The sequence below is a fragment of the Vitiosangium sp. GDMCC 1.1324 genome, assembly GCF_003044305.1.
Taxonomy (GTDB): Bacteria; Myxococcota; Myxococcia; order Myxococcales; family Myxococcaceae; genus Archangium.
In genome coordinates, this window is record NZ_PZOX01000009.1 from 234,074 (window position 1) to 255,953 (window position 21,880).

At 67.0% G+C, this 21,880-nt stretch carries 24 protein-coding genes; 13 read left to right on the forward strand and 11 right to left on the reverse strand.

Annotation, left to right across the window (positions count from 1 at the left end; genetic code table 11):
• Positions 1-2: 2 nt before the first annotated feature.
• Positions 3-269 (reverse strand): acyl carrier protein, encoded by a 267-nt coding sequence (locus tag DAT35_RS26430; protein ID WP_108069964.1) that lies wholly within the window; start codon positions 267-269, stop codon positions 3-5.
• 142 nt (positions 270-411) lie between these two features.
• A complete protein-coding gene (locus DAT35_RS26435) occupies positions 412-870 on the reverse strand; it encodes an aminoacyl-tRNA deacylase (protein ID WP_233261713.1) in 459 nt (152 codons plus the stop codon).
• A 634-nt stretch (positions 871-1,504) separates the two neighbouring features.
• Here DAT35_RS26435 and DAT35_RS26440 point away from each other — a divergent pair.
• Both DAT35_RS26440 and DAT35_RS26445 read left to right on the forward strand, forming a co-directional pair.
• On the forward strand, positions 1,505-2,605 hold the full coding sequence (locus tag DAT35_RS26440; protein WP_108069966.1) for a M35 family metallo-endopeptidase: 1,101 nt from the start codon (positions 1,505-1,507) through the stop codon (positions 2,603-2,605).
• A 112-nt stretch (positions 2,606-2,717) separates the two neighbouring features.
• Positions 2,718-3,353, forward strand: coding sequence for a protease (locus tag DAT35_RS26445; RefSeq protein WP_108069968.1), 636 nt, complete (start codon positions 2,718-2,720; stop codon positions 3,351-3,353).
• Positions 3,354-3,363: 10 nt separating this feature from the next.
• Here the strand turns inward: DAT35_RS26445 and DAT35_RS26450 are convergent, their stop codons facing one another.
• Complete coding sequence (locus tag DAT35_RS26450; protein WP_108069969.1) at positions 3,364-3,924, reverse strand: hypothetical protein; 561 nt, start codon at positions 3,922-3,924, stop codon at positions 3,364-3,366.
• 257 nt (positions 3,925-4,181) lie between these two features.
• Between DAT35_RS26450 and tesB the strand changes: the two genes are divergently transcribed.
• Complete coding sequence (gene tesB / locus DAT35_RS26455) at positions 4,182-5,075, forward strand: acyl-CoA thioesterase II (protein WP_108069971.1); 894 nt, start codon at positions 4,182-4,184, stop codon at positions 5,073-5,075.
• On the opposite strand, the gene DAT35_RS26460 is transcribed toward tesB, so the two are convergent.
• From DAT35_RS26460 to DAT35_RS26475, 4 genes are all read right to left on the reverse strand, one after another.
• Positions 5,023-6,261: a sugar MFS transporter gene (locus DAT35_RS26460; RefSeq protein WP_108069973.1), complete on the reverse strand. Its 1,239-nt coding sequence runs from the start codon at positions 6,259-6,261 to the stop codon at positions 5,023-5,025. The two genes, tesB and DAT35_RS26460, sit on opposite strands and share 53 nt — an antisense overlap.
• Positions 6,262-6,843: 582 nt before the next feature.
• Positions 6,844-7,848, reverse strand: a complete 1,005-nt coding sequence (locus DAT35_RS26465) for an ABC transporter substrate-binding protein (protein ID WP_233261714.1) — start codon at positions 7,846-7,848, stop codon at positions 6,844-6,846.
• Between the two features lie 62 nt (positions 7,849-7,910).
• On the reverse strand, positions 7,911-8,693 hold the full coding sequence (locus DAT35_RS26470; protein WP_108069977.1) for an ABC transporter permease: 783 nt from the start codon (positions 8,691-8,693) through the stop codon (positions 7,911-7,913).
• Positions 8,690-9,442, reverse strand: coding sequence for an ABC transporter ATP-binding protein (locus DAT35_RS26475; RefSeq protein WP_108069979.1), 753 nt, complete (start codon positions 9,440-9,442; stop codon positions 8,690-8,692). Before DAT35_RS26475 ends, DAT35_RS26470 begins: the two co-directional genes overlap by 4 nt.
• 242 nt (positions 9,443-9,684) lie before the next feature.
• On the opposite strand from DAT35_RS26475, the gene DAT35_RS26480 reads away from it, so the two are divergent.
• From DAT35_RS26480 to DAT35_RS26500, 5 genes are all read left to right on the forward strand, one after another.
• A complete protein-coding gene (locus DAT35_RS26480; RefSeq protein WP_108069981.1) occupies positions 9,685-10,227 on the forward strand; it encodes a GNAT family N-acetyltransferase in 543 nt (180 codons plus the stop codon).
• A gap of 110 nt (positions 10,228-10,337) precedes the next feature.
• Positions 10,338-10,994 (forward strand): TetR/AcrR family transcriptional regulator, encoded by a 657-nt coding sequence (locus tag DAT35_RS26485; RefSeq protein ID WP_108069983.1) that lies wholly within the window; start codon positions 10,338-10,340, stop codon positions 10,992-10,994.
• Between the two features lie 4 nt (positions 10,995-10,998).
• Positions 10,999-11,730 (forward strand): ABC transporter ATP-binding protein, encoded by a 732-nt coding sequence (locus DAT35_RS26490; protein ID WP_108069984.1) that lies wholly within the window; start codon positions 10,999-11,001, stop codon positions 11,728-11,730.
• Positions 11,727-12,497: an ABC transporter permease gene (locus DAT35_RS26495; RefSeq protein WP_108069986.1), complete on the forward strand. Its 771-nt coding sequence runs from the start codon at positions 11,727-11,729 to the stop codon at positions 12,495-12,497. Before DAT35_RS26490 ends, DAT35_RS26495 begins: the two co-directional genes overlap by 4 nt.
• A 5-nt stretch (positions 12,498-12,502) precedes the next feature.
• Positions 12,503-13,291 carry an ABC transporter permease gene (locus DAT35_RS26500; protein ID WP_108069988.1) on the forward strand — a complete coding sequence of 263 codons (789 nt, stop codon included), beginning with the start codon at positions 12,503-12,505 and terminating at the stop codon, positions 13,289-13,291.
• A gap of 19 nt (positions 13,292-13,310) precedes the next feature.
• On the opposite strand, the gene DAT35_RS26505 is transcribed toward DAT35_RS26500, so the two are convergent.
• From DAT35_RS26505 to DAT35_RS26520, 4 genes are all read right to left on the reverse strand, one after another.
• Positions 13,311-14,021: a hypothetical protein gene (locus tag DAT35_RS26505; protein ID WP_108069990.1), complete on the reverse strand. Its 711-nt coding sequence runs from the start codon at positions 14,019-14,021 to the stop codon at positions 13,311-13,313.
• A complete protein-coding gene (locus tag DAT35_RS26510) occupies positions 14,018-14,911 on the reverse strand; it encodes a transporter (RefSeq protein WP_108069992.1) in 894 nt (297 codons plus the stop codon). Before DAT35_RS26510 ends, DAT35_RS26505 begins: the two co-directional genes overlap by 4 nt.
• Positions 14,912-14,968: 57 nt before the next feature.
• On the reverse strand, positions 14,969-15,784 hold the full coding sequence (locus DAT35_RS26515; RefSeq protein ID WP_108069994.1) for a siderophore-interacting protein: 816 nt from the start codon (positions 15,782-15,784) through the stop codon (positions 14,969-14,971).
• Positions 15,785-15,856: 72 nt separating this feature from the next.
• The gene (locus DAT35_RS26520; protein WP_158501881.1) at positions 15,857-16,495 is read right to left on the reverse strand and encodes a 2'-5' RNA ligase family protein; all 639 of its coding nucleotides are present in this window, start codon (positions 16,493-16,495) and stop codon (positions 15,857-15,859) included.
• An 87-nt stretch (positions 16,496-16,582) separates the two neighbouring features.
• On the opposite strand from DAT35_RS26520, the gene DAT35_RS26525 reads away from it, so the two are divergent.
• Genes DAT35_RS26525 through DAT35_RS26535 form a run of 5 tightly spaced genes read left to right on the forward strand, consistent with a single transcriptional unit; the run spans position 16,583 to position 21,874 of the window.
• The gene (locus DAT35_RS26525) at positions 16,583-17,671 is read left to right on the forward strand and encodes a DUF2169 domain-containing protein (RefSeq protein ID WP_233261734.1); all 1,089 of its coding nucleotides are present in this window, start codon (positions 16,583-16,585) and stop codon (positions 17,669-17,671) included.
• Complete coding sequence (locus DAT35_RS59140) at positions 17,668-18,726, forward strand: 3-oxoacyl-ACP synthase (protein ID WP_158501883.1); 1,059 nt, start codon at positions 17,668-17,670, stop codon at positions 18,724-18,726. The genes DAT35_RS26525 and DAT35_RS59140 overlap by 4 nt, the downstream gene beginning before the upstream one ends.
• Complete coding sequence (locus DAT35_RS26530) at positions 18,723-19,808, forward strand: PAAR-like domain-containing protein (RefSeq protein ID WP_158501884.1); 1,086 nt, start codon at positions 18,723-18,725, stop codon at positions 19,806-19,808. The genes DAT35_RS59140 and DAT35_RS26530 overlap by 4 nt, the downstream gene beginning before the upstream one ends.
• A gap of 3 nt (positions 19,809-19,811) precedes the next feature.
• A complete protein-coding gene (locus tag DAT35_RS59145) occupies positions 19,812-20,642 on the forward strand; it encodes a hypothetical protein (RefSeq protein ID WP_158501885.1) in 831 nt (276 codons plus the stop codon).
• Positions 20,643-20,650: 8 nt separating this feature from the next.
• On the forward strand, positions 20,651-21,874 hold the full coding sequence (locus tag DAT35_RS26535) for a TIGR02270 family protein (RefSeq protein ID WP_158501886.1): 1,224 nt from the start codon (positions 20,651-20,653) through the stop codon (positions 21,872-21,874).
• Positions 21,875-21,880: the final 6 nt, after the last annotated feature.

The following is a 21,880-nucleotide window of genomic DNA, read 5'->3' on the forward strand; positions in this document are numbered from 1 at the left end:
GGTCAGGCCCGCCCCTGCGACCGGAGGCTCTGCACCAGGTTCGCGACGCTGCGGACGCTGTTGAAGTGCTCGGCGGAGAGCGCCTCGTCCGGGATCTGCACCTGGAAGCGCTTCTCGCTGAGCACGCGCAGCTCGAGGAAACCCACCGAGTCGAGCCCCAGCACGGACTGCAATCCATCGTCGGGCCCGATGTTCTGCTCGGGAATCTCAACGAAGAGATCCGTCACCAAGATCTTCTTGAGGGTTGCGATGATTTCTTCCTGGCTCATTGTTGTCTGGCTCCTGGGATGTGAGACTGATTGATGAATGAAGACAAACCACGACCTGTCCGGTGCCCCGGTTCTGTTGCTGTATTGCAAATCAATAACGAGACGGCTGGGATGGAGGAGGGGAGGCTGCCTCGCGTATGGTTCAGAGGCTGATGGAAGCGGCGATGGCACCGCTCACGCGCAATAATTCCGCTGGGCGTATGCGCAACAACAGCTCGGGGCGGCCCCCTCCACAATAGATCTCCTCGTGGTCATGGATTGACTCATCAATGACCGTGCGCAGCGGCGCTTCCCACCCGATGGGAGGAGTTCCCCCGGGAGGATAGCCCGTGCGCTCCAGGGCCACCTCGGGCCTGGCGAACGACAGCTTCCGACAGCCCATGACCTGGCAGATCTTCTTGAAATCGACACGTTTGTCACCGGGCAACACCGCGATCACGACCTCGCCCTGCTCCGTACAGAGCACCAGCGACTTGAAGACACCCGACATCGCGATACCCAGGCGCTCCGCGGCGGCCGCGGTCGTGGTCATGGAGTGACCCAGGTCGAGTAACTGGGCCTCTACGGATTCGCGCTCCAAGAAGAGTTTCAGGTCGAGCATTGAGCGATCCCCCGGACACCTTGCACCCCCACCATCCAGTCTGTTCGCGGGATGTGTCTCGATGTCAGGCGTGAGCTGTCTAACAGAAACAACTCGATTACGTCAAAATGATTTTCTGCGTTCACGGTGTGTTCACGTAAAGCGGGGCTCGGGAGGGAATGCTTCGCCTGGTGCCTATGGGTTCTTACGTATCCAATGATTCGCGGCCTTGCCTTGAACTCTTAGATTCAAAAGAGAGCCGATCAAGATGGTCGGGCTGGAATGGGCACCCGATGCCCAGAGGTCAGAGGCGGATGACAAAATGGTTACAGACAGGATCCGTCTGAATTGGATGCGTATTGATTGTGATGTCAGCCTTCGGCCCCCCGAGCTCGAAGGCTGTCTTTCATTGGCTGAAGAAATTCCGGGAGATTGGAACGCTCGCGGAGGGGCATGAGGAGGCGATCGGCACGGGTCGGGTCTTCCGGCGCGCGGCTTCCGAGGTCGTTTGAACTGAAATCACATGCCCACCCACTATTTCGAAGTATTTCCGTGAATCAGTGCAAGTAGACGAAAACCAGGATTGTGCTATAAGCATCGATTAACCGGTGTAGCCCTGGAGCTACCGGTTCTCTGTAAGAAAGGAAGTCACTGCGTGAGCAAGAGCGTTCGCGGTTTCAAGTGGCTGGTAGGGGGAATCGTCGGTGTTTCCATGCTGGGCGCGTGTGGCGCTCCGGCGGACGTGGACACCGCTTCCGAGCAGGTCGACGCGCAGGCCACGGGTGAGGTGGCGGTGAGCCTGTCCGTAACCAAGGCCTCCCTCAGCGCCCGCGAGGACGTCGCGGTGACGGTCACCTACACCAACATCTCGTCGCAGCCGGTGCAGTTGCTCAAGTTCTACGTCGCCGACGGGCGCCTCAAGGAGGGCCTCTTCGAGGTCACCCGCAATGGCGAGCCGGTGGAGTACATCGGCCCGCAGTTCAAGCGCGCGGCGCCCGGTCCCCAGGACTACATCACCCTGGCTCCCGGCGAGAGCGTGTCGGGCTCGGCGCCTGTGTCGGGCTTCTATGATCTGTCCGAGACCGGCAGCTACACCATCCGCTTCGCCGCCCGCTCGCTGGATCAGCAGAGCGCGGTGATCACCAAGGCGGCGCAGCTCGACTCCAACCTGGTGAACCTGTGGATCGAGGGCCGTGACAGCGGCCAGCCCGAGCTCCAGGCGCAGGGCATGGTCACCGGCCAGAGCCTGTCGTACTCCGGTGCCTGCACCAGCTCCGAGCAGTCGGCGATCAGCACCGCGGTGACCAACGCCAAGACGTACTCGAACAACGCGTCGACGTACCTCAACGGCATCTCCTCGGGCACCACGCGCTACACCACCTGGTTCGGCGCCTACACGAGCGCCCGGCTGACCACGGCGCGCAACCACTACACCAACATCAAGAACGCCTTCGCCAACGCGGCGATCGTGGTCGACTGCAGCTGCTCCGACAGCTCCTACGCCTACGTGTACCCGGCCTCTCCGTACAAGATCTACGTGTGCAACGCCTTCTGGAGCGCCCCCGCGACGGGCACGGACTCCAAGGCGGGCACCCTGGTCCACGAGATGAGCCACTTCACGGTGGTGGCCGGCACGGATGACCACGCCTACGGCCAGAGCGCGGCCAAGAGCCTGGCGAGCTCCAACCCCACCAACGCCCTCGACAACGCGGACAACCACGAGTACTTCGCGGAGAACACCCCCTCTCTGCCGTGATCTCGGCTAGGGTAGGCGGTTGATGGGAAACGGGAGCGGCGACGCTCCCGTTTTTCTTTTTTGGGGCATGAGGTCCATTCCGGACCCGCCCGGTGGGGAGATCATCCGTCCTATGACTCGTGGATACGTCGGTCGGGTCGCATTGCTGTGCCTGGCGTTCAGCGGTGGCGCGTGTGCGCCGCGCAACGCGGCCCCGGAGCAGAGTGCGGCCTCGGAGCAGAAGGGAGCTTCGGAGCAGAAACCCACCGCGCAGCAGCCGGCTCCGGCGCAACCGGCGGCGCCCGAGCAGAAGGAGAACCCGGCCATGGCGACGACCCTGGAGTGTGCGCTGAGCGTGCCCGCGACGGTTCGCTCGGGCGAGCCCGTGGAGGTGCGCTTCCAGCTCACCAACCGCACCGCACAGCCCCTGTACGTGCTCACCTGGCGCACGCCGCTCGAGGGTCTGCGGGGCAACGACTTCCAGATCACCCGCGACGGCACCGACATTGCCTACCAGGGGCCGATGGTGAAGCGGGGCAACCCGTCGGCGCAGAGCTACGTGACGATCGCGCCCGGTGCGTCCGTGGACGGCAAGGTCGATCTGGCCCTGGCCTACGACTTGAAGCAGCCGGGGCGCTATCGCATCGCGTTCCGGGGCCAGTTGATGGACGTCGCCGACAAGCAGGCGGAGGTGCCTCGAACCCTGGATCTGCTCAAGTCCACGCCGGTGCAGTGCCCGGTGGTCGAGACGACGATCACCGCCCCTTGAGCGGGGCGCGCTACCGGGAGAACGCGCTGACGAGCTGGGCGGCGGAAGCCTCGAGCGCCCGGCGGATGGTGTCGGTGGCCTGGGGGAAGGGCCCGCGCGCCAGTTCCCGGCCCGTGGCGCTCATCGCCTGGACGAGCACCTGCTGGAAGCCCTTGTCCAGCCCCAGGGCTCGGTGCGGCGCGCCGTTGGAGTCGGCCACCATGTACAGCGAGTCCTCCAGATCGGCGGGCGGATCCTGTCCCTGGGAGCGGAACAGCTCTCGGACCTTGTCGAGCGACTCGGCGTGGATCCTGCGGAGCTCCCGGGTCGCGGCGCCCATGAAGAAGCCGGGGATGCCTCGCAGATCCACGTGCACCACCACGATGGGGTGCTCTCGGCGCAGCTCGTAGGCGAACTGCATGGCGTGCTCGCGCAGCACGCCGCGCGTGTCCCGGTTGCCGTACAGCACCAGCGCTGGCCGCCCTTGTCCGAGGGGAACCTCCCGGCCGAACACGTCCTCGAGCCCCGAGGCGTGTGCAGGAAGGGCTCCGAGCAGTCCCAACAGGCAGGTGAGTACCACCAGGATTCGCATGGGTACGGTCTCCTCTGAAGCTCGTGGACGAACAGTGTACGGATCTCCCTGACGGCTGGGCGCACCCGGTCATTCCGCTTCCGTGCCACCGGGGTTCGGTGGCCCCAGGCTGCCTGCCCACCTCGAACGAGTCACCGGGCGAGGAGCGGAGCGTTTCCCGGGCCCCCTGCACCTGCCCCTCGCGCGGACCCGTGCGGCTACCCCTGGCGGAGTGCCTCTGTTTCCTCCATAAAGCGGACCGCATTGGAGGTGACGCAATGAGTCAAGTTCTGGATGAGCTGCTGGCACTCCTGAAGCTGGAGGCCATCGAGGAGAACCTGTTCCGGGGAAGGAGCCAGGACCTCGGCTTCCGGCAGCTCTTTGGCGGGCAGGTGCTCGGTCAGGCGCTCTCGGCGGCCAGCCAGACGGTGGTCCCCGAGCGCCATGTGCACTCGATGCACGGCTACTTCCTGCGCCCGGGCGATGCCAGCCTGCCCGTGGTCTACACGGTGACCCGTGTCCGCGACGGAGGCAGCTTCACCACCCGCAGCGTGTCCGCCATCCAGAAGGGCCAGCCCATCTTCACCATGATGGCTTCCTTCCAGGGCGACGAGCCCGGCTTCGAGCACCAGGCGAAGATGCCCGAGGTGCCCGGCCCGGAGTCGATTCCCACCGACCGCGAGCTGCTGCGTCGCAATGCCCACCTCATCCCCGAGCGGGTGCGCGAGAAGTTCCTGTGCGACAAGCCCATCGAGATCCGTCCGGTGACGCAGGTGGATCCGTTCAACCCCAAGCCGATCGAGCCGATCCGGTACGTGTGGTTCCGCGCCGACGGGCAGCTCCCGGACGATCCGCAGGTGCACAAGTACGTGCTCGCCTACGCCTCGGACTTCAACCTCATCGCCAGCGCCCTCCAGCCGCATGGCGCCAGCTTCATGCAGCGCAACCTGCAGATGGCGAGCCTGGACCATGCCCTGTGGTTCCACACGAACGTCCGGGTGAACGACTGGCTCCTGTACGCCATCGACAGCCCCTGGGCGGGCAACTCGCGAGGCCTGGCTCGCGGGCACATCTTCTCCCGGGATGGCCGCCTGGTGGCGTCCGTGGCCCAGGAAGGCCTCATCCGCGTGCGTCAGGATGAGCGCGGAGCGGCTGGCCGCGGATCGGCGTGACCGCGACGAGCAGCTCGTGGCTCAGGCCCAGGAGCACCGCGATGCCGGCGATCAGCGGGGCCACGGCCGACAGCCCGAGCCTCTCGCCGATGAGACCGGAGACGCTGGGGAGGACCGCCACGCCCAGCGTCGCCGAGCTCACCTGGAAGCCGACCGCGTGCGCGGCGGCGTCCTTGCCGATCCTCCGGGGCGTCTCGGACATGAGGCCCGGGAAGATGGGCGCGAGCGAGAAGCCCAATATCGCCAGGCCGATGGCGGCTGGCACCGCCGGGACGGCGAAGAGGAGCGCGCCCACGATGGCCCCCGTGGTGCCGAGCCGCAGCAGCCGGACGGCGCCCATCCACTCGACGACGAAGCCCAGCACGATGCGCCCGGCCAGGAGGCTCGCCCAGTACAGGCTGACCGCGGTCCCGGCCGCCGCCGTGCTGGCACCGCGCGCCTCGGTGAGGACGGTGTAGCTCCACTGACCCGCGTTGACCTCGACGCCGCTGTACAAGAAGAAGATGCCCATCTGCAGCCAGACGCGGGGGCGGCGGAGCGTGGTCCACCCGGTCACCTCGGGTGCTGTGCCCTCCACGGTCGCCGGAGCGGGATCGTCCTGGGGGCCGGCGGCGGGAGCAGGTGACGCCGAGCCGTTGCCCCACTGCTGGCGCATGACGGTGAAGGCCACCGCGAGAACGCCGAGCACCGTGGCGATGGTGGCGTAGCCGAGCCGCCACCCGGCGCCGCGGGAGAGGATTGCCGTCATGAGCACCGGCCCGATCGCGGCCCCGGTGCTGTAGGCGGCATGCAGCCAGGTCATGTGGCGCGCCCCGAAGTGATGGGCGGCGTACGTGTTGAGCCCGGTGTCGACCGCGCCCGAGCCGAACCCGAGGAAGCAGGACGCGCACAGGAAGAGGGCGAAGGCTGGTGCCGACGCGTAGCCGGCCACCCCGATCGCGACGAGCCCCGTACTGGCGGCGAGCAGGAGCCCGATTCCGGCGAGGCCGAGGAGTCGCCCCGCGAGCATGCCGGAGACGAAGTACGTCGAGGCGGCCACGGCGAGGATGGCGCCGAGCGCCGCCTGCGGCAGGCCAAACACCTCGCGGATGGACGGCCATGCGACACCGAGCACGGCGTCCGGCAGTCCAAGGCTGATGAAGGCCAGGTACGCGAGTACGAGAAGGGCAGGGCGTGGGCGATTCATGAATGCGCCATTCGAAGGTTTTGCCGACAGAGGGTGTACGACATATCATGCCTACATTTCGTGATGATGGCAGATATGTGGATCAAGGAGGGACGCACGTACACATCGCGAATGTGCATGCATGGCGAATTCGATGATGCACACCCATGCCCACATTGAGCGTTTCTGGCGGCCTTGTTTCGGGGAGGGTATTAATGCCTACATCTCAGGAGGTTTTCACATGTATCGCGCAGACATATCGTGCCTACATTTCAGGCATCTGTGTGATCGCACCCCGCCTGGGATTCTGATGTACGCGCATCCACAAACATAATGAAAGACAAATGCTTGTTAATCTGCATGTCTGTGCTTACTTGTGTTGTGTTTGTTGTTTTGAATTGTGCGTTGTCTTTTTGTTTTGGGTTTGTGTTGTGTTTGTCTTTGGTTGGCTGGTTTGTTTGTGACTGCTTGGACGTCAGTATGTGATGCGATTGGCGTTCTCTTCGCGCACGACCGCAATGACATACGTGCGGACTGGCGAGCCATGCGCGTGGGATCCAAGCCGGTGCTCCCCCACGCGCACGCCCAAACGACCCTCCCGTTTCAGGGAGTCTGCTTGGCGGTCGGCGCCGTGAACTCCGGCAGCAGGAACCCGTCCACGGGCGGCGCCTGCTCGATGAGACCCAGCTCCACCAGCTGCCGCCCCAGCGTCTCCCACCGCTCGCGACTCATCGTCCCCAGGCCCTTCGCCTTCGTCTCCTCCGTCTCGATGAGCGGCTTCTGCGCCTGCGCCGCCGCCGCGAACGTCTCCGCGTCCATCGTCGGGTTCAGCTTCCCCATGACCGCGTTGGCCGGTGCCGGGTTCTCCAGATAGCTGCGCCAGCCCTCGCGCACCGCCGCCACGAACTCCTTCACCCGCTCCGGCTGCTCCTTCCACAGCTCCCGGCGGGTGACGACCACGGCCTGGTACGGGTTGAAGCCCTCGTCGGCCACCAGGAACACGGCGGGCTCCGCGCCCTGCTTCCTCGCGGCGATGGGCTCCGAGGTGATGAAGCACTGCTGCGCAAAGTCCTTGTCCGCCGCGAAGCGCGCCACGCCCCCGTCGTAGGGCACCACCTTCACCTTGTCGAAGCCGTACTTCTTCTTCAGGTACGCGACATAGGGCATGCCGGGCTCCAGGGCCACGGTGCCCGAGGAGAGCACGTCCTTGATGCTCTTCGCCCCTCGCGAGGCGTGGGCCATGAGCGCCAGCGGTGACGTCTGGTACACGGCGAACAGCGGAATCACATCCACGCCGTGCGCCCGGGCGGTGAGCAGTTCGTCCGCTCCCACGGTGCCGAACTCCGCCTGCCCGGAGGCCACCATCTGCAACACGGGCACGCCCGCCCCGCCGCCGAGAATGTCCACATCGAGCCCGTGCTGCTTGAATGCTCCCGTCTCCCGCGCGACGTAGAAACCGCCGAACTCGGGCTCCGGCACCCAGTTGAGGGCCAGCTTCACCTTCGCGGGCCCGGCCACCACCGCGCCGCTCTTCGTGCCCGTGCTCTCTGCCTGGGGCGTGCCTTCCTTCGAGCGTGAGCACGCTCCCGCGACCACGAGCAGAGCCACGCATCCCACCCATCCAACGAGACGTCCTCTCACGTGTGGTTCCCTCCAGACGAAGTGTGTCTTCACGACCCCGAGGCCGACGGGTGCCAGCGCCTCAGGAGCCGAGAGCCCGTCAGGCTTACCGCTCCGAACAGCGCCAGTCCCACCACCGAGGCCGCCAGCACCGCGGCGAAGAGCAGATCCGTGCGCAGCTGCCGGTACGCCGCCAGCACCAGGATGCCCAGCCCGGCGGAGTCCTCGGAGAAGCCGGCGACGAACTCGCCCCCGATGGCGCCGATGACAGCCAGCCCCGAGGCGACCCGCAGGCCGGTGAACAGGTGCGGCAGCGCGGCGGGCAGCTCCAGCTTCCACAGTGTGGCGAGCCGGCGCGCCCCGTAGAGGTGGAAGAGATCCCTCAACGCTGGCTCCACCGAGCGCATCCCAGCGAGCGTGTTGGCGATGACGGGGAAGATCGAGACGATGAAGGACGAGGCGGCCACCGCACGCCCTCCCGGGCCGAACCACAGCACCAGCAGCGGCGCGATGGCGATGATGGGCACCGTCTGCAGGAAGAGGGTGTAGGGGTAGAACGCCCGCTCGAGCAGCCTCGACGAGGAGAGGACGATGGCGGCGAGCACGCCCAGCACCGCGCTCAGTCCGAAGCCCACCAGCGCCGAGCGGCCGGTGGTGAGCGCCGCGCTCAGCAGTGGAGCCGCGTCACGGGCTCCCGCGGCGGCGATGGCCGAGGGCGGCGGCAGCAGCCAGACTGGAATGGCGAGGGCGCGTGTCAGTCCCTCCCAGAGCGCCAGGAGCACGGCGAGCGCGGCCACCGGCGCCACGGCCGAGCGCAGGATCGAGGTCTTCATGGGGCGTCTCCTCGCTCCAGGGCCTGGAGGAGCAGACCCATCTCGCGGGCGAACTCGGGCTCGGCGCGCAGCGCGGGGAGCCGCTCCCGGGGCAGGGCGAGCTGCCGGTCCAGCATCACCCGCGCGGGCCGCCGCGACAGCACCACCGCGCGCTCGGCCAGGTAGGCGGCCTCGGAGAGAGAGTGGGTGACGAAGAGGACCGTCATCCCCAGTTCCTTCCACAGCGCGAGCAGTTGGTCGTCCAGCCGGTTGCGCGTCAGCTCGTCGAGGGCGGCGAAGGGCTCGTCCAGCAGCAGCAGCCGGGGACGGGTGACGAGCGCCCGGGCCAGGGAGACGCGCATCCTCATGCCGCCGGAGAGCTCGGCCGGGTAGCGCGCGGTGGCATCGCCCAGCCCCACCTCCTTCAGCAGCGCGTGCGCCGAGGCATGGCGCTCCGGTGTCGGCACGCCGGCCAGCTCCAGCGGCAGGGCCACGTTGTCCAGCACCGAGCGCCAGGGCAGCAGGTGCGCATCCTGGAAGACGTAGGCGATGGGCGTGCGCGCGCCCCGGGTGCGCTCGAGGGGCGGGGTGAAGGTGAGGGTGCCCGCGTCGGGCCTGTCCAGCCCGGCCACCAGGCGCAGCAGGGTGGACTTGCCGCAGCCCGAGGGGCCGACCAGCGCCACGAAGGAGCCCGCGGCGATGTCCAGGTCCATTCCATTGAGCACGGGGACGCCACCCGGGAAGGTGCGCCGGAGGCCGGAGATCTGCACGCGTACGCCGCCCCTGCCGTCATCGGGTATGGGGGGCTCAGTGGGAACCGGGCTGGGGGGAACCATGGGGGAAACCGGTTTCTAACCGCCCGGCGCATCCAGGGCCAATGCACCGTGCGTGTGGGTCCCCTCCAGGGCCGGATTTTTCCGCGCTGGCTGGTGCAGGGGGCCCGATTCCGGGACTCGTGCCCCGCCGTTCCCGGCTGCAAGCGCCCGCACCGTGGGACTACGCTCGCTCGCCCATGCCTTCCACTGGCCCGCGCCGCGCGCTCGATCTCGTCGTCCGGATCGCCACTCCCGCTGATGTTGGCGTCCTCTCGGAGCTGGGCGCTCGCACGTTCCGGGACACCTTCGCCGCCGACAACCGGCCCGAGGACATGCAGGCCTACCTGGTCTCGCACTTCTCGCCCGCCCACCAGGAGCAGGAGCTCCGAGACCCCCAGCGGTTCTTCCTGCTGGCGGAGTCCGCTGGCACACCCGCTGGATTCGCCCTGCTCCAGGCGGCATCGCCCGAGCCGGGTGTCCCGGGGCGCCGGCCCCTCCACATCGAGCGATTGTATGTGGACAGGCCCTTCCAGGGGGTGGGCACGGGCGCGGCGCTCATGCGCCGCTGCATGCAGGAGGCCCGGGCCCGAGGCCATGACGTGCTCTGGCTGGGCGTCTGGGAGCGGAACTTCCGCGCTCGAGCCTTCTACGCGCGCTGGGGTTTCTCCGAGGTGGGAGAGACGTCGTTCGTCCTCGGTAGAGACACCCAGCGCGATCTCGTGCTGGCGCTGCCCTTGTAAGTCCCCGGCCAAACCCTCCGGGCGCGAGCGCACCCTCGTTCCAGGGATGGATGGGCTCCGCCATTCCGTGACCGTTTGACCAGAAATTCGAATCTGGTCATATTGTCCTCATGGTCGCTTCCTCCGCCGAGGCCCGGCGTCAGCGCATCCTCCAGGTGGCCAAGAGCCACTTCGAGCGCTTCGGCTTCCGCCGCACCCGCATCGAGGACATCGCCCGCGATGCCGGTATCGCCAAGGGCGCCGTCTATCTGGAGTTCGAGAGCAAGGAGGTCCTCCTCCACGCGGTCATCGAGGCTCTGTTCGGGGAGATAGGGCGCCGGTACGCCGCGGAGGTGATGCCCCTGGAGTCCCCCCGCGAGCGGCTGCGCGCCACGCTGCGCTTCTCCTATGGCGAGCTCGCCCGCGACACCTTGTTCGAGCGGCTCGTCCGGGAGGATCCCGAGTTGGTGGTGCTCCGCTCCCTGGCGGAGTCCGGGGACAATCCGCGCAAGGCGGATGCCCAGGTAGAGATGATTCGCGGTTGGGTGCTCGAGGGCATCGAGCGGGGCGAGTTCCGCGCCGACCTGGACGTCGACGTGGTGCCCTTCGTCATCGGCGTGCTGCGCTTCCTGCACTACCACACCGGGCTCGTCACCACGGGCGATCGCATCTCCCGCGAGCGGCTGCTCGAGGCCGTCATCGACATCTTCATCGCGGGCCTCTCCGCGCCCGCTCCCAGCCCTCCGTCTGCGCACAAGAGTCCCGGCCGGGGCTCCAGGAAGAGGTAATGCCATGCATGCCATCGAGCTCGAGCGGCTCACTCGCGTCTACGGCTCCGTCCGGGCCGTGGAGGGAGTGAGCTTCCACGTGGAGCCCGGGGAGATCTTCGGGTTCATGGGGCACAACGGCGCGGGGAAGACGACCACGCTCCGGATGCTGCTCGGACTGACGCGTCCCACGTCGGGCAGCGCCCGGGTGCTCGGCCATGACGTGGTGCGCGAGAGCCTCGAGGTGCGCCGCCAGTGCGGCTTCCTCCCCGCCAGCTACGCGCTCCCGGGCCACATGACGGCGCGCCAGTTCCTCCACTACGTCGGCGCCATGTTCGACCTCGCGCCCGATGTCGCCGAGGCACGCATCGAGTCGCTCCTCCAGCTCTTCGGGCTCGAGGTCGCGGCGGATCGGAAGCTCGGGGGCTTCTCCACTGGCATGACGCAGAAGGTGGGGCTCGCCCAGGCCCTCATCAACGAGCCCCGCCTCCTCCTGCTGGACGAGCCGACCTCCGGGTTGGATCCGCTCGGCCGCCACGAGCTGCTCGAGCACCTGCGCCGCCTGTCTTCCGAGCGCGGTGTCACCGTGCTCTTCTCCAGCCACATCCTGTCGGACATCGAGACGCTCTGCCGGCGCGTCGCGGCGCTGCACCAGGGCCGGCTCGTCGCCTTCGGCCCCATCGAGGCGCTCAAGAGCGAGCACCGCTCCGCGAACATGGACGAGCTCTACCTGTCGCTCGCGCGGAGGGCCGCATGAAGGCGCGCTTCCTCTGGCTCGACATCCGCGCCACGTTCGGCGAGCGCAAGACCCTGTTGTCCGCGGGTCTGATGGCATACGCGGCGATCTCCATGCCCTTCATCGCCGCGAAGCCCCCGGCTCATGTGCTCTCGGCCCTGAAGGGGTGGTTCTCGACCACGGATCCCTTCATCCTCTTCCTGTTCATCTGGACCGACCTGGCGATGAACAAGTCCATCTCCATTCTCGGAGTCGTGCTCGCCGGCAGCCTGCTCATCCGCGAGCGAGAGACGGGACAGCTTCCGGTGCTGTTGTCCAAGCCTGTGTCGCCCGTCTCGTATTTCCTGGCGCGCACGCTGTCGGCCTGTGCCGTCATGGGGCTGCTCTACGTGGGCGCGCACCTGGTTGTCGCGCCCCTCGTCGCACGGAGCCTGCCGGGGTTCCGCACGGGCCTCTTCTTCGCCTCCATGGCGGTGCACCTCTTCGCCGCGTTCTTCGCCGTGTGCCTCAGCGCGCTCGTGTCCGTGCTCGTCCAGAAGCGAGCGCCGGCGGCACTCGTGAGCCTGCTGGTGCTCAGCCTGCTCGTGGGTCTGGCCTTCATCGGCTTCTACAACCCCGCATGGCGTGGGCTCTCCCTCTTCAATCCCATCACCCAGGGCATCTCCGTGCTCGGACACGTGGAGGATCTGCGCCCCGCCCATGTGCTGACGCCCATCGCCATCCTGCTGGGAATCAACGCGGCCGTGCTCGCCCTCGGCGCCCTGCGGGTGCGCCACCTGGAGGTGTGACTCCAATGCAGGCCATTCTTCGCCGCTACCACGTCATCGAGGCCCGCCATGCCGTCGGCTGGATGCCTCTGGTGTCCCTGGTCGTGGGCATCGGCATCGTCGTCTTCACGGCCGTGCTCCTTCCGCTCCTGCCCGCGGCAGTCCATTCCTTCATGGAACGCGCGTTCCTGATCCGCGGACTCGGCGCGGTGATCCTGCTGAACGAATACACCGCCATCTCCATGCTGGCCTTCTTCACCGGGGCCACGGCGCTGATGCGGGCGCTCGTCGAGCCACGGGAGAACCGGTCCCTGGAGATGCTGCTCAGCAAGCCCATCTCCCGCCGCGCCTTCCTGAGCGCCCGGGTCGGTCCCATCCTGCTCGCCTCCACCGTCGTGGGGGCCGGGATGTCCCTGGTCACGGGGCTCGTCGTGCGGCCCTTCACCGGCGAGGGCTCCATCGTGAGCGTGGCGGGAGCCATTGGCTCCGGGCTCGTCTTCACGGCCCTGGCGGTGCTGCTGCTCTCCGTGCTCGTCCTCCCGCTGCTCCGGGTGCGCGATGCGTTCCAGGGACTCCTCATCGCGTTCGCGCTCTGGATGGTGCCGATGTTCCCCAGCGCCGTGCTGCTCTACCGCCCCGACCTGTACGAGGGGCGTGATCGGCTGCGCGACCTGATCGTACTGGGGCCGAACCTCCTCTGGTACGACGCGGCCGCGCCCCTGCTGGGAGTCCTCGCTCTGGTCGTGGCCTTCGTGGGCGCCTGGGGGGCGCTGATGCTCGGTGCCCGTGTGTTCGAGCGCACCGAGCTGCGCTGAGCACGTGGCTCGTGGAGCTTCAGGGGCCGATCGTCGCGGAGCTGGCCACGTTGTGCAGCACCTGCTCGGCGGCCCCCTCCGACGTGGGGTCCACTCCGTCCAGCCACCTGTCATAGGCCAGGTGGATGGTGCGGCTCGCCTCCAGCGCGTCCTCGGAGAGGGAGAGTCCCTCCAGCCAGAGTTCGGCATTGGCGAGGTTGGCGCTCTCCACACGGAACGTCCGCGCGGGTCCTCCGCTGGAGGGGAGGAGCTGGCCCTCCAGCAGCAGCGTCTTGCCCTCCATGTCCATTCCCGCCGTGAGTCCCTCGGCGTCCGCGTCCGCCGGAGCGAAGACGAGGCGGGCGCGGCAATAGCTTCCGGGCGGCGGTTGCAGGGTGCCCAGCTCCAGCGGTTCGCCATCCGAGAGCTCCAGCGCGCTCACGTGCGGAGTGCCCAGCCGCCGGGGACTGCCGGCCTCGTGGGCCTCGGCCGTCCCGATGGGGGAGAGCATTCGCAACCACCGCCAGGCGCTGCTCGTCTGGCAGGGGAAGATCTCCACGCTGCTCAGGGTGACGTGGGCGCGGGTCAGCGTGATGTGATCGCCCCGATCATTGGTGAACTGGCGCACGGAGCCTTCCACCTGTGCTCCCCGGGCGGCATGGAGCTCGAGCTCGAGGTGGAGCCGGATGCCTTCCTCGCGCGAGCCGCACGCGCAGAGGGCCAGCAGGATGAGAGCGGGCGTGTGCTTCATAGGTCGTAGGCGACGGAGGCCTGGAGGATGGGGGTCTGCTGGACGTGGCCCCGCAGCAGCTTGAGGACGGGCACGCGGACCCCGAGCTCCACCACCACATCAGTTGCCGGGCTGAAGAGCACGTCCGGGGACGCGTAGGCGATGAAGCCGCTGCCTTCCGGGTCTTGGATGCCGAGCGTGTCGCTGGGGCCCTCGAGGCGGCCGTCCACGGCGAGGCGCAGGGCCCAGCGCGGATTGGGTTGGTATTGCGCGGCCAGGGTGCTGCGCAGGGAGGCTCCGGCGCGGAAGCCCTCGCGGCCTCGGGTGGGGAGGTAGCCAGTGGCGCTGGCGACGAAGGACCAGTCGGCGCGGAAGGTCGAATAGGACAATCCCAGGATCGGATCCACGGAGCCGGTGCCGAGCTGGGCATCGAGCGACAGCGGGCGCCCATCCCTGTCGCTCACCGTGGGCGAGGTGGGGAGCCGGGCACCAACGAAGACTCCGAGGAGATGATCCGGTGAGAACTCGCGATCCCGGAAGACGAAGACCTTGGCGCCGACTTCCATGTCGCCGAGCCCCCAGGACGTTTCACGCGCGAGGCTGACGTCGCGCACCGTGCGAGCCTGGAGGGGCAGGGTGGCCGACAGGAAGAGCCAGGGCAGGGGGGCGTAGGCCACCGACAGGTCCATGCGCAGTTCGCGCAGGGCGACGGCGTCCACGGACTCCTGGCCGGTCGTCAGGCCCCAGGCGCGCATCTGGGCGGCGAACCGCAGGCGTCCCGCGAAGGGTTGCTCCGTGCCCATGGACGTGAGGGTCGGATCACCGCAGGCGCACGTGGCGCAGGCGAGCCCCTCCCTCGGGGTGAGGAAGGCGGCCACAAGCAGGGGAACGATGATGCAGGACTTCCACATGACGGAGCCACTCTAACGGCCCGGTGGCTCCGCCCCCCTGTGGCGAGTTGTCGCGGCTCAGCCCTTGGAGTCGTGGTGGTCCGCGGCGCCCCGCTTCCAGTAGCCCGTCACCCGGACCCAGCTCTTGTTCGCGCCGCGCTCGTTGAGCAGATGGTCGCGAATCGGACGAAGCGTGGTGGCCTCGCCCGCCACCCAGGCGAAATAGTCACCTGGTGGAAACTCCAGCCCCCGGATGGCCTTCTCCAGCAGGTCCGTGGTCCCGGGCTCGGCTCCGTTCCGGTGCAACCAGGTCAGCTGCACGTTGGCCCGGGTGTCGAACCGCTGCTCCTCGGCGGCATCGGCGACCTCGACGAAGACGATGGCGCGTGCTCCCTCGGGGAGCTCCTTGAGCCTTCGGCCAATTGCGGGGAGCGCGGTCTGGTCGCCCGCGAGCAGGTACCAGTCGAAGTCGTTGGCGATGAACCACGTGCTGCGGGGGCCGCCCAGTCCCAGGTAGTCGCCGGGTTTCGCCCGGGCGGCCCAGGACGACCCGGGGCCCGTGCCATGCACCACGAAGTCGATGTCCAGCTCGCCCGTGGCGGCGTTGTAACGGCGGGGCGTGTAGTCGCGGGAGTCGGGTTTCCGCTTGCCTTCGGGGACGCTCAACCCGTGGGGGCCCACGATGGGAAGGACGGGGATGCGCTCTCCCTCCGCCGGGAAGAGCAGCTTCACGTGGTCGTCGGCTCCTTCGCTCTGGAACCCCTCGAGCTCGTCTCCTCCTAGGGTCACCCGGATCATGTGAGGGGTGATCCGGTTGACACGGCGTACCTCGAGCAGCCGGAACTTCACGGGGAAGGGGCCTCGACGGTACGCGCGTTCGGGCTGGGTCATGATGGTGTGTCCTCGTTGATTTTGAATCGCATTATCGTAATCATATCGAGGGTGGGCGCAACTGCATTCTGACGGTCAGCGGCCGAGCCGCAGGGTCCGCACCACCTCGAAGGGGCGGTTTCCCTCCCGGGCGATGATGGAGACCTCCGCGACCGGGAAGACGAGGGGCGTCCAGGACTCGCGCAGCCGATCCAGGAGCGCCGCCACCTCTTCGGCACTGCCCGACTGGCCCACGCTGAGATGAGGTGTGAAGCCGCCCGGGAAGCGCGAGGTATGGGCGTAGTCGGGGGCGGCGGCCTGGAGCGCGGACTGGATGCGCTGGAAGGACTCGCGAGGCTCCGGCGCGAGCCAGAAGGTGCTCCGGTCGGAGCGGTGCTGGAAGACATGGAACGAGGCGAGGGTCGCCTCGAACGGGCTCAGCGCGGCGCAGGCGGCTTCGAGTGAGGGCAGCAGCCCGGGCAGCTCGTAGCGCGGCGCGAACGGGTAGAGCAGGGTGACGTGGGGCATCCAGCGCTGGACCTGGCGATCATGCACACGACGGATCGCCTGGATCGGCGGCCAGACCTCGGCGGGAGGGATGAAGACGGCCGCCGTGCGATGGGTCCAGGCTGGATGGGCCATGGGAGCAGCATTGCTCGAGAGCAGCACGGGAGGTGTGCCGTTGGTTTGCTTGGCTGCGAGGGTGATGTCGGTGGCGCATGGTAGCGTCCTCATCGGGGCGGTTGCTGTTGAGCTGTTGACTGCCGTCTCTTGCCGCATCGTTGGGGGGGAGTCATGCAGGTGAGTCGAAATACGACGGGGATGGCTTCTGGCCTCTGCGTCGCGACGGATAGGTCTGGCCGAGACCAGTGTGTCGTTGTGGTGAAAGGCACCTTCGCGCTCGAAGCCGGGGGCGAGCCGCGGTTGGCCGACGAACAGGCGCCTCTGGTTTCATCGGATGCCCACTGGGGAGACCCAGGGACCACGAGCCTCCGATACGAGAACGACTTCGCCCCCTTCAAACCCCGTGCGGACATCCTCATCAACGGTCAGGCCGTGTCGCCTACAGGCCGCCCCGTTGACACACTTCTGGTCACGGTGGAGATGGGAACGTTGCGCAAGTCCATCCGGGTTACCGGCGATCGTCGATGGGAGCGAGGACTGCTTGGCTTGCGTCCCTCCCCGACGCGGGGCTTCGTCCAGATGCCCCTGGTCTACGAGCGGGCCTTTGGCGGGACGGACGTGACGCACGAGGACCTGCGGCACCGGGGCACCGAGCTGCGCAACCCGGTGGGAGTGGGCTACCACAAGAACCCCGATGCCCAGGAGGCGGAAGGGACGCCCCTACCGAACCTGGAGGACCCCCGGCAGCCTATCTCCGGATGGAGGGACACCCCTCAGCCCGTGGGTTTGGGGCCGGTCGGGCGGAGCTGGCAGCCGCGCATCGCCCATGCGGGAACCTACGACCAGCGATGGCTGGAGGAGGAGTATCCCTTCCTGCCACGTGATTTCGATACGCAGTACTTCCTCTGTGCGCCAGTGGACCAGCAGGTTCCCTCTCTGCGGGGAGGCGAGGTGTTGCGCTGTACGGGCCTGACGCGTGAGGGCGTGCTGGTGGCTCGTGTTCCCTCGCTACGGTTTCCCGTCACCTTCCGGTTCGACGACCGGGACCAGTGCCTCGATCCCCTCCTGGATACCCTCCTCATCGAGCCGGACCAGCATCGGATGATGCTGACCTGGCGGGCCTCGGTTCCCCTGGGCAGGAAACCCGGGAGGCTAAGGGAGATCCTGGTGGGACAGCCGCCCGTCCGGCGGCCACCAGGGCGGGGTGGGGGCAAGCGCCACTTTAGATCGCTTGCCGAAGCGGTGGCCGCATGCCGGAAGATCCGGCGGGGGGCTGGCCAGCCATGAGCGCCATCCGTCTGCACGTGACGGCCACGGGAATGGTGAGCCCGGTGGGGTTGAATGCTGCCTCGGCCGGTGCCGCCATGCGGGCGGGCTTGTCCGCCTTCGGGATGCTTCCCTATTGGGACAACGCGCGCAAACCCATCACCGGTTCGCTGGTCCCGGTGCTGCCACTCGACATGGGGCGCCACGAGCGGTTGGTGGATTTGCTGGCGATGGCGATCGCGGATGCCTTGGGAGGAGAGGCGGGAGTGGGTCTCGAACAGGTTCCGCTGTTGGTGGCGGTGGCCGAGCCGGGGCGCCCCGGCGGAGGAGCGGACATGGCGGGAGAGCTGGTGGCACGGGTGGAGCGCCGACTCGAGCGGAGATTCCACCCGCGCCTGTCGCGTGTGCTGCCGGGAGGCAATGCCGCTGGATTCCAGGTGCTGGAGACGGCCCGGAAACTGGTGATGGATCGCCGCGCCGACGCCTGCCTCGTCTGCGGGGTGGACTCCTTCCTCAATGCTCGCTCGCTGCTATGGCTGGAGGAACACGGACGCCTGAAGACCCGGCGCAACGCGGATGGTGTCATTCCCGGGGAGGCGGCGGCCTGCGTCCGGGTGGAGCCGCACATGGGGGGAACACGCCCGCCGATGGCCACGCTCGTGGGACTGGGCTTCGCCCAGGAGCCAGCCTCGGTACTCAACGAGGAGCCCCTGCGCGCGGACGGGCTGGTGCGGGCCGGGCGTGCCGCCCTGGAGGAGGCCGGGCTGCGGATGCAGGACATGGACCTGCGCCTGTCGGATGTCTCGGGGGAGTCGTATGGATTCAAGGAGCAGGCCCTGGCGTTGACGCGCCTGCTGAGGGTGAAGCAGGAGTCCCTGCCGTTATGGCTGTGCGCCGAGTCCATTGGAGAGGTGGGGGCGGCGGCGGGCATCTGCCAGCTCGTGAGGGTGGCGCAGGCCTACCAGCGGGGCTACGCGCCCGGGGAACGTGCGATGTGCTTTACCAGCAGTGTCTCTGGCGACAGGGCAGTGGCCGTGGTGCAGCGGCCAAGACGCGCAGGGGAGGGCCGTCGATGAGCGGCAAGGTGTATGCGAATGGGAACGAGGTGGTGAGGAAGGGAGGCGACGGGAAGGTGACCGCGGCCTTTCCGGACGTGTGTATGAGCCCGCCTCCACCGCCGGCGGGTCCCGTACCGGTGCCGTACGCGGACAGTTCCTCCGCGAACGACCTGAAGGCCGGGAGCCGGACGGTGCAGATTGCCGGCAAGGAGGTGGCGCTCCAGGATGAGTCCCACTACCAGACGTCGCCATTGGGGAACGAGGCGGCGACGAGGAACTTCGGGGCGAGTGTGGTGACGCACACGATTACGGGAAAGACGTACTTCGCCTCGTGGTCCATGGACGTGAAGGTGGAGGGGAAGGGGGTGGTGAGACATATGGACCTGACGACGTCGAACCACGGGAGCTACCCGGGAGCAACGCCGCCACTCCCCAACCTGTCGGAGGCACAGGTAGCGCAGGCGCAGCAACTTGCCCTCCAGCGGATGCAAGAGGGGAAGTGTCCCTGCTGTGGGGAGGAGTCGTGCCCGGCGGCATTCAAGGAAGATGATGAGCCGCTGACGATGGAAGAGTTCTACGGGCTTGACTCCAAGGATCCCCGACGTGAGCAGTACGACTATTTGAAGGAATGCAAGGAGAAGCTGTGCACCTGCGCTGGTCGGGTCTTCCCGGAACCGCCCTGTGATGTGTTTCGAGCCAAGAATGAGAAGCGTTATGCCTCGATTGTCAATGCATGGGAGGGGCCGGGGGTGAAGAGCGACTATCGAGAGCGTTACTGGGAGATGACCGGCATCAAGCTCAAGATTTCGATGGAGTTCATGGGGGAATTCCTGGTTCAGCACAAGGATGCAGATGCCTTGCGGAAGGCTGGTAAGGCATCCCGGAGCGAACTTCAGAAGAATGCGCAATTGATGCGGTACCGGCAGGAATATGACGCGTTGAAGCTCAAGGCAAACCGACTCGAGCGAATCAACCACGTGGTGCCCAAAGAAGCTGGAGGGTGTCCAAAGAATCCAGGCAACCTTCAGCCCCAGCAGACCCTGTGTGGGGTTTGTCAGGAAATCGATCAGTTCTTCACGGACGAATGGCAGGGGAGGTGAGGTGTGGAATTGAATTTCTATTCAGAGGCATTGAATTGGAAGGGGTATGGGTACTTCGTCAGTCCTGTTTCGTCGGACGATCCAAGGCTGAAAAAGAGTCCTGATGCGCCTCTATGGCTTGATGCTCAATCTATTCTGGGTAGAGCCAGATCTGGCGATTTCAGCAGGTCGGGTCAACTGCTGGAGATCCATGAGCGGACCCAATCTGGTCTCTTGAAGTGGGTATGCGCCCAGATTCTGGGAGATGTGGGGGGAACGGCTTGTTTCATCCGTATGATGAAAGACATGGAAGAGTCATTGGACCCGGACAAGGCGATTCGTTTTTGCAATGCACTCGGAGCATGGGGGCGACTGTCTGCCGTTCCAACCATTGTCGAGTCCTACGATAGGCACTTCGGGTTCCAGGACGCAGAGGTTCTGCCGTTCTATCTGTCGACGATGATGGAAATGGAATGGGGCCCGCTAGCCGAGAGAGCATCCTGGGAGGATGTCAGCACATATCCCGATCTGGTGATGGAGAAATACGAGGTTCTCAAGCGAAAGTTTGGGGCGGACGAGGTCCTCCTGCTTCACGGGGAACTCTTCGGGGTAGTTCCGTTGGCTCGTCGGATGCTGCGGAGCCTCGGCGACAGTTATTTCGAGAAGGCCATGCAACCCTTCTACCGGCGCAGGTTCGAGGCGAGCACGGGCATCGACTGTTCGGGCTTCTACAAGGATCGGGAGTTCCAGCCGCTCACTGCCGCCTCCATCCTCGAAGGCTTCCTGGAGAGCCCACAGGCCACCCAGTACGAGGAGGGTGTGCGCTATTTCTTCGGCCACCGCATTCCGGAATGAGTCATCTCATGCCACTCCCCTCCAATGGGCCTCTGCCCGAGTTCGTCTCCCTTCACTTCGAGGAGGCTTCCTTCCTCTGGGCCCTGCGCCGCAGGGCCGTCCACGCTTCTCATTACGCCTTCGCGGACCTGGAGCGGATCGACGAGCGCATCGAGGCCCATCTGGACGGGTTGCGCATCTCGGGCGAGGCTGCCCGGTCCATTATCGACGAGGCCCTGTCCGTGGCCGGGATGGGGGAGATATTCACCGTGGCCGTCTCGGCGCTCGACACTGCCCCCGCGGTCCGTCTCTTGCCGGCGCTGGAGCTCGCTCGTGAATCGGAGCCTGGCCTCGAGGCCTTCCTCGCGGCTCTCTCCTGGTTGCCGTGGCCTCGGGTGGCCGGAGTGCTCAGTCAACTCCTCGGCGAGGAGGACCCCGCGCTGCGCCGGATGGCTCTCGCGGGGTATGCCGCACATCGCCAGGATGCGGGCGCCGCTCTCTCCCGGGCGCTCTCCAGCACCGATGCGCCGCTCCGTGCCCGGGCACTCCAGTCCGTAGGCGAGGTGGGACGCCGGGATCTCCTCTCCTTCGCCAGACAGGCCCTGACCTCCGAGGACGAAGCGTGTCGGTTCTCCGCCGCCAGGTCTTGTGCCCTGCTGGGTGACAAGGCGCCCGTTCCCATTCTCCGTTCCCTGGCTGATCAGGGTGGTCCCCATGCTGCAGAAGCATGCGAGCTGGCCGTGCGGCGGATGGATCGGCGCGAAGCTCGGGAGTGGCTGATGGGATTCTCGGAACGACCCGATAGATTCCGTCTCGCCCTTCTCGGCAGCGCGGCCCTGGGAGACACGTTCTTCGTTCCCTGGTTGTTGCGAATGATGCGAATGCCGGAGCTTGCCCGTGCGGCGGGCGAGTCCTTCCGCTTCATCACCGGGGCCGACCTCCTGGAGCGGCCTCTCGAAGGAGAGGCTCCGGAAGGCTTCGAGGTAGAGGATGATCCCGATGCGGAGCTGCCCTGGCCGGCTCCGGATGCAGTGGAGGCCTGGTGGAACGAGAGGAAAGGGGACTTCCACCCCGATGCTCGCCATCTGCTCGGACAGCCCATGACGTCCGAGTCCCTTCGGGACGCACTCCGGCTCGGGCTCCAGCGCGAGCGGAAGGCCGCGGCCCTCGAGTTGGCCATGCGACACCCTGGCCAGCCTCTCTTCGATGTCGGGGCACCGTGCTTCAGGCAGCGGCAATGGCTCGCTGCCTGAAGCGTG

What these genes read in the sequence shown, in the direction of transcription:
- DAT35_RS26430 (WP_108069964.1), bottom strand. Translation starts at nt 269, where the DNA reads ATGAGCCAGGAAGAAATCATCGCAACCCTCAAGAAGATCTTGGTGACG.
- DAT35_RS26435 (WP_233261713.1), bottom strand. Translation starts at nt 870, where the DNA reads ATGCTCGACCTGAAACTCTTCTTGGAGCGCGAATCCGTAGAGGCCCAG.
- DAT35_RS26445 (WP_108069968.1), top strand. Translation starts at nt 2,718, where the DNA reads ATGACTCGTGGATACGTCGGTCGGGTCGCATTGCTGTGCCTGGCGTTC.
- DAT35_RS26450 (WP_108069969.1), bottom strand. Translation starts at nt 3,924, where the DNA reads ATGCGAATCCTGGTGGTACTCACCTGCCTGTTGGGACTGCTCGGAGCC.
- tesB (WP_108069971.1), top strand. Translation starts at nt 4,182, where the DNA reads ATGAGTCAAGTTCTGGATGAGCTGCTGGCACTCCTGAAGCTGGAGGCC.
- DAT35_RS26460 (WP_108069973.1), bottom strand. Translation starts at nt 6,261, where the DNA reads ATGAATCGCCCACGCCCTGCCCTTCTCGTACTCGCGTACCTGGCCTTC.
- DAT35_RS26470 (WP_108069977.1), bottom strand. Translation starts at nt 8,693, where the DNA reads ATGAAGACCTCGATCCTGCGCTCGGCCGTGGCGCCGGTGGCCGCGCTC.
- DAT35_RS26480 (WP_108069981.1), top strand. Translation starts at nt 9,685, where the DNA reads ATGCCTTCCACTGGCCCGCGCCGCGCGCTCGATCTCGTCGTCCGGATC.
- DAT35_RS26485 (WP_108069983.1), top strand. Translation starts at nt 10,338, where the DNA reads ATGGTCGCTTCCTCCGCCGAGGCCCGGCGTCAGCGCATCCTCCAGGTG.
- DAT35_RS26490 (WP_108069984.1), top strand. Translation starts at nt 10,999, where the DNA reads ATGCATGCCATCGAGCTCGAGCGGCTCACTCGCGTCTACGGCTCCGTC.
- DAT35_RS26495 (WP_108069986.1), top strand. Translation starts at nt 11,727, where the DNA reads ATGAAGGCGCGCTTCCTCTGGCTCGACATCCGCGCCACGTTCGGCGAG.
- DAT35_RS26500 (WP_108069988.1), top strand. Translation starts at nt 12,503, where the DNA reads ATGCAGGCCATTCTTCGCCGCTACCACGTCATCGAGGCCCGCCATGCC.
- DAT35_RS26505 (WP_108069990.1), bottom strand. Translation starts at nt 14,021, where the DNA reads ATGAAGCACACGCCCGCTCTCATCCTGCTGGCCCTCTGCGCGTGCGGC.
- DAT35_RS26510 (WP_108069992.1), bottom strand. Translation starts at nt 14,911, where the DNA reads ATGTGGAAGTCCTGCATCATCGTTCCCCTGCTTGTGGCCGCCTTCCTC.
- DAT35_RS26520 (WP_158501881.1), bottom strand. Translation starts at nt 16,495, where the DNA reads ATGAGGACGCTACCATGCGCCACCGACATCACCCTCGCAGCCAAGCAA.
- DAT35_RS26525 (WP_233261734.1), top strand. Translation starts at nt 16,583, where the DNA reads ATGGCTTCTGGCCTCTGCGTCGCGACGGATAGGTCTGGCCGAGACCAG.
- DAT35_RS59140 (WP_158501883.1), top strand. Translation starts at nt 17,668, where the DNA reads ATGAGCGCCATCCGTCTGCACGTGACGGCCACGGGAATGGTGAGCCCG.
- DAT35_RS26530 (WP_158501884.1), top strand. Translation starts at nt 18,723, where the DNA reads ATGAGCGGCAAGGTGTATGCGAATGGGAACGAGGTGGTGAGGAAGGGA.
- DAT35_RS26535 (WP_158501886.1), top strand. Translation starts at nt 20,651, where the DNA reads ATGCCACTCCCCTCCAATGGGCCTCTGCCCGAGTTCGTCTCCCTTCAC.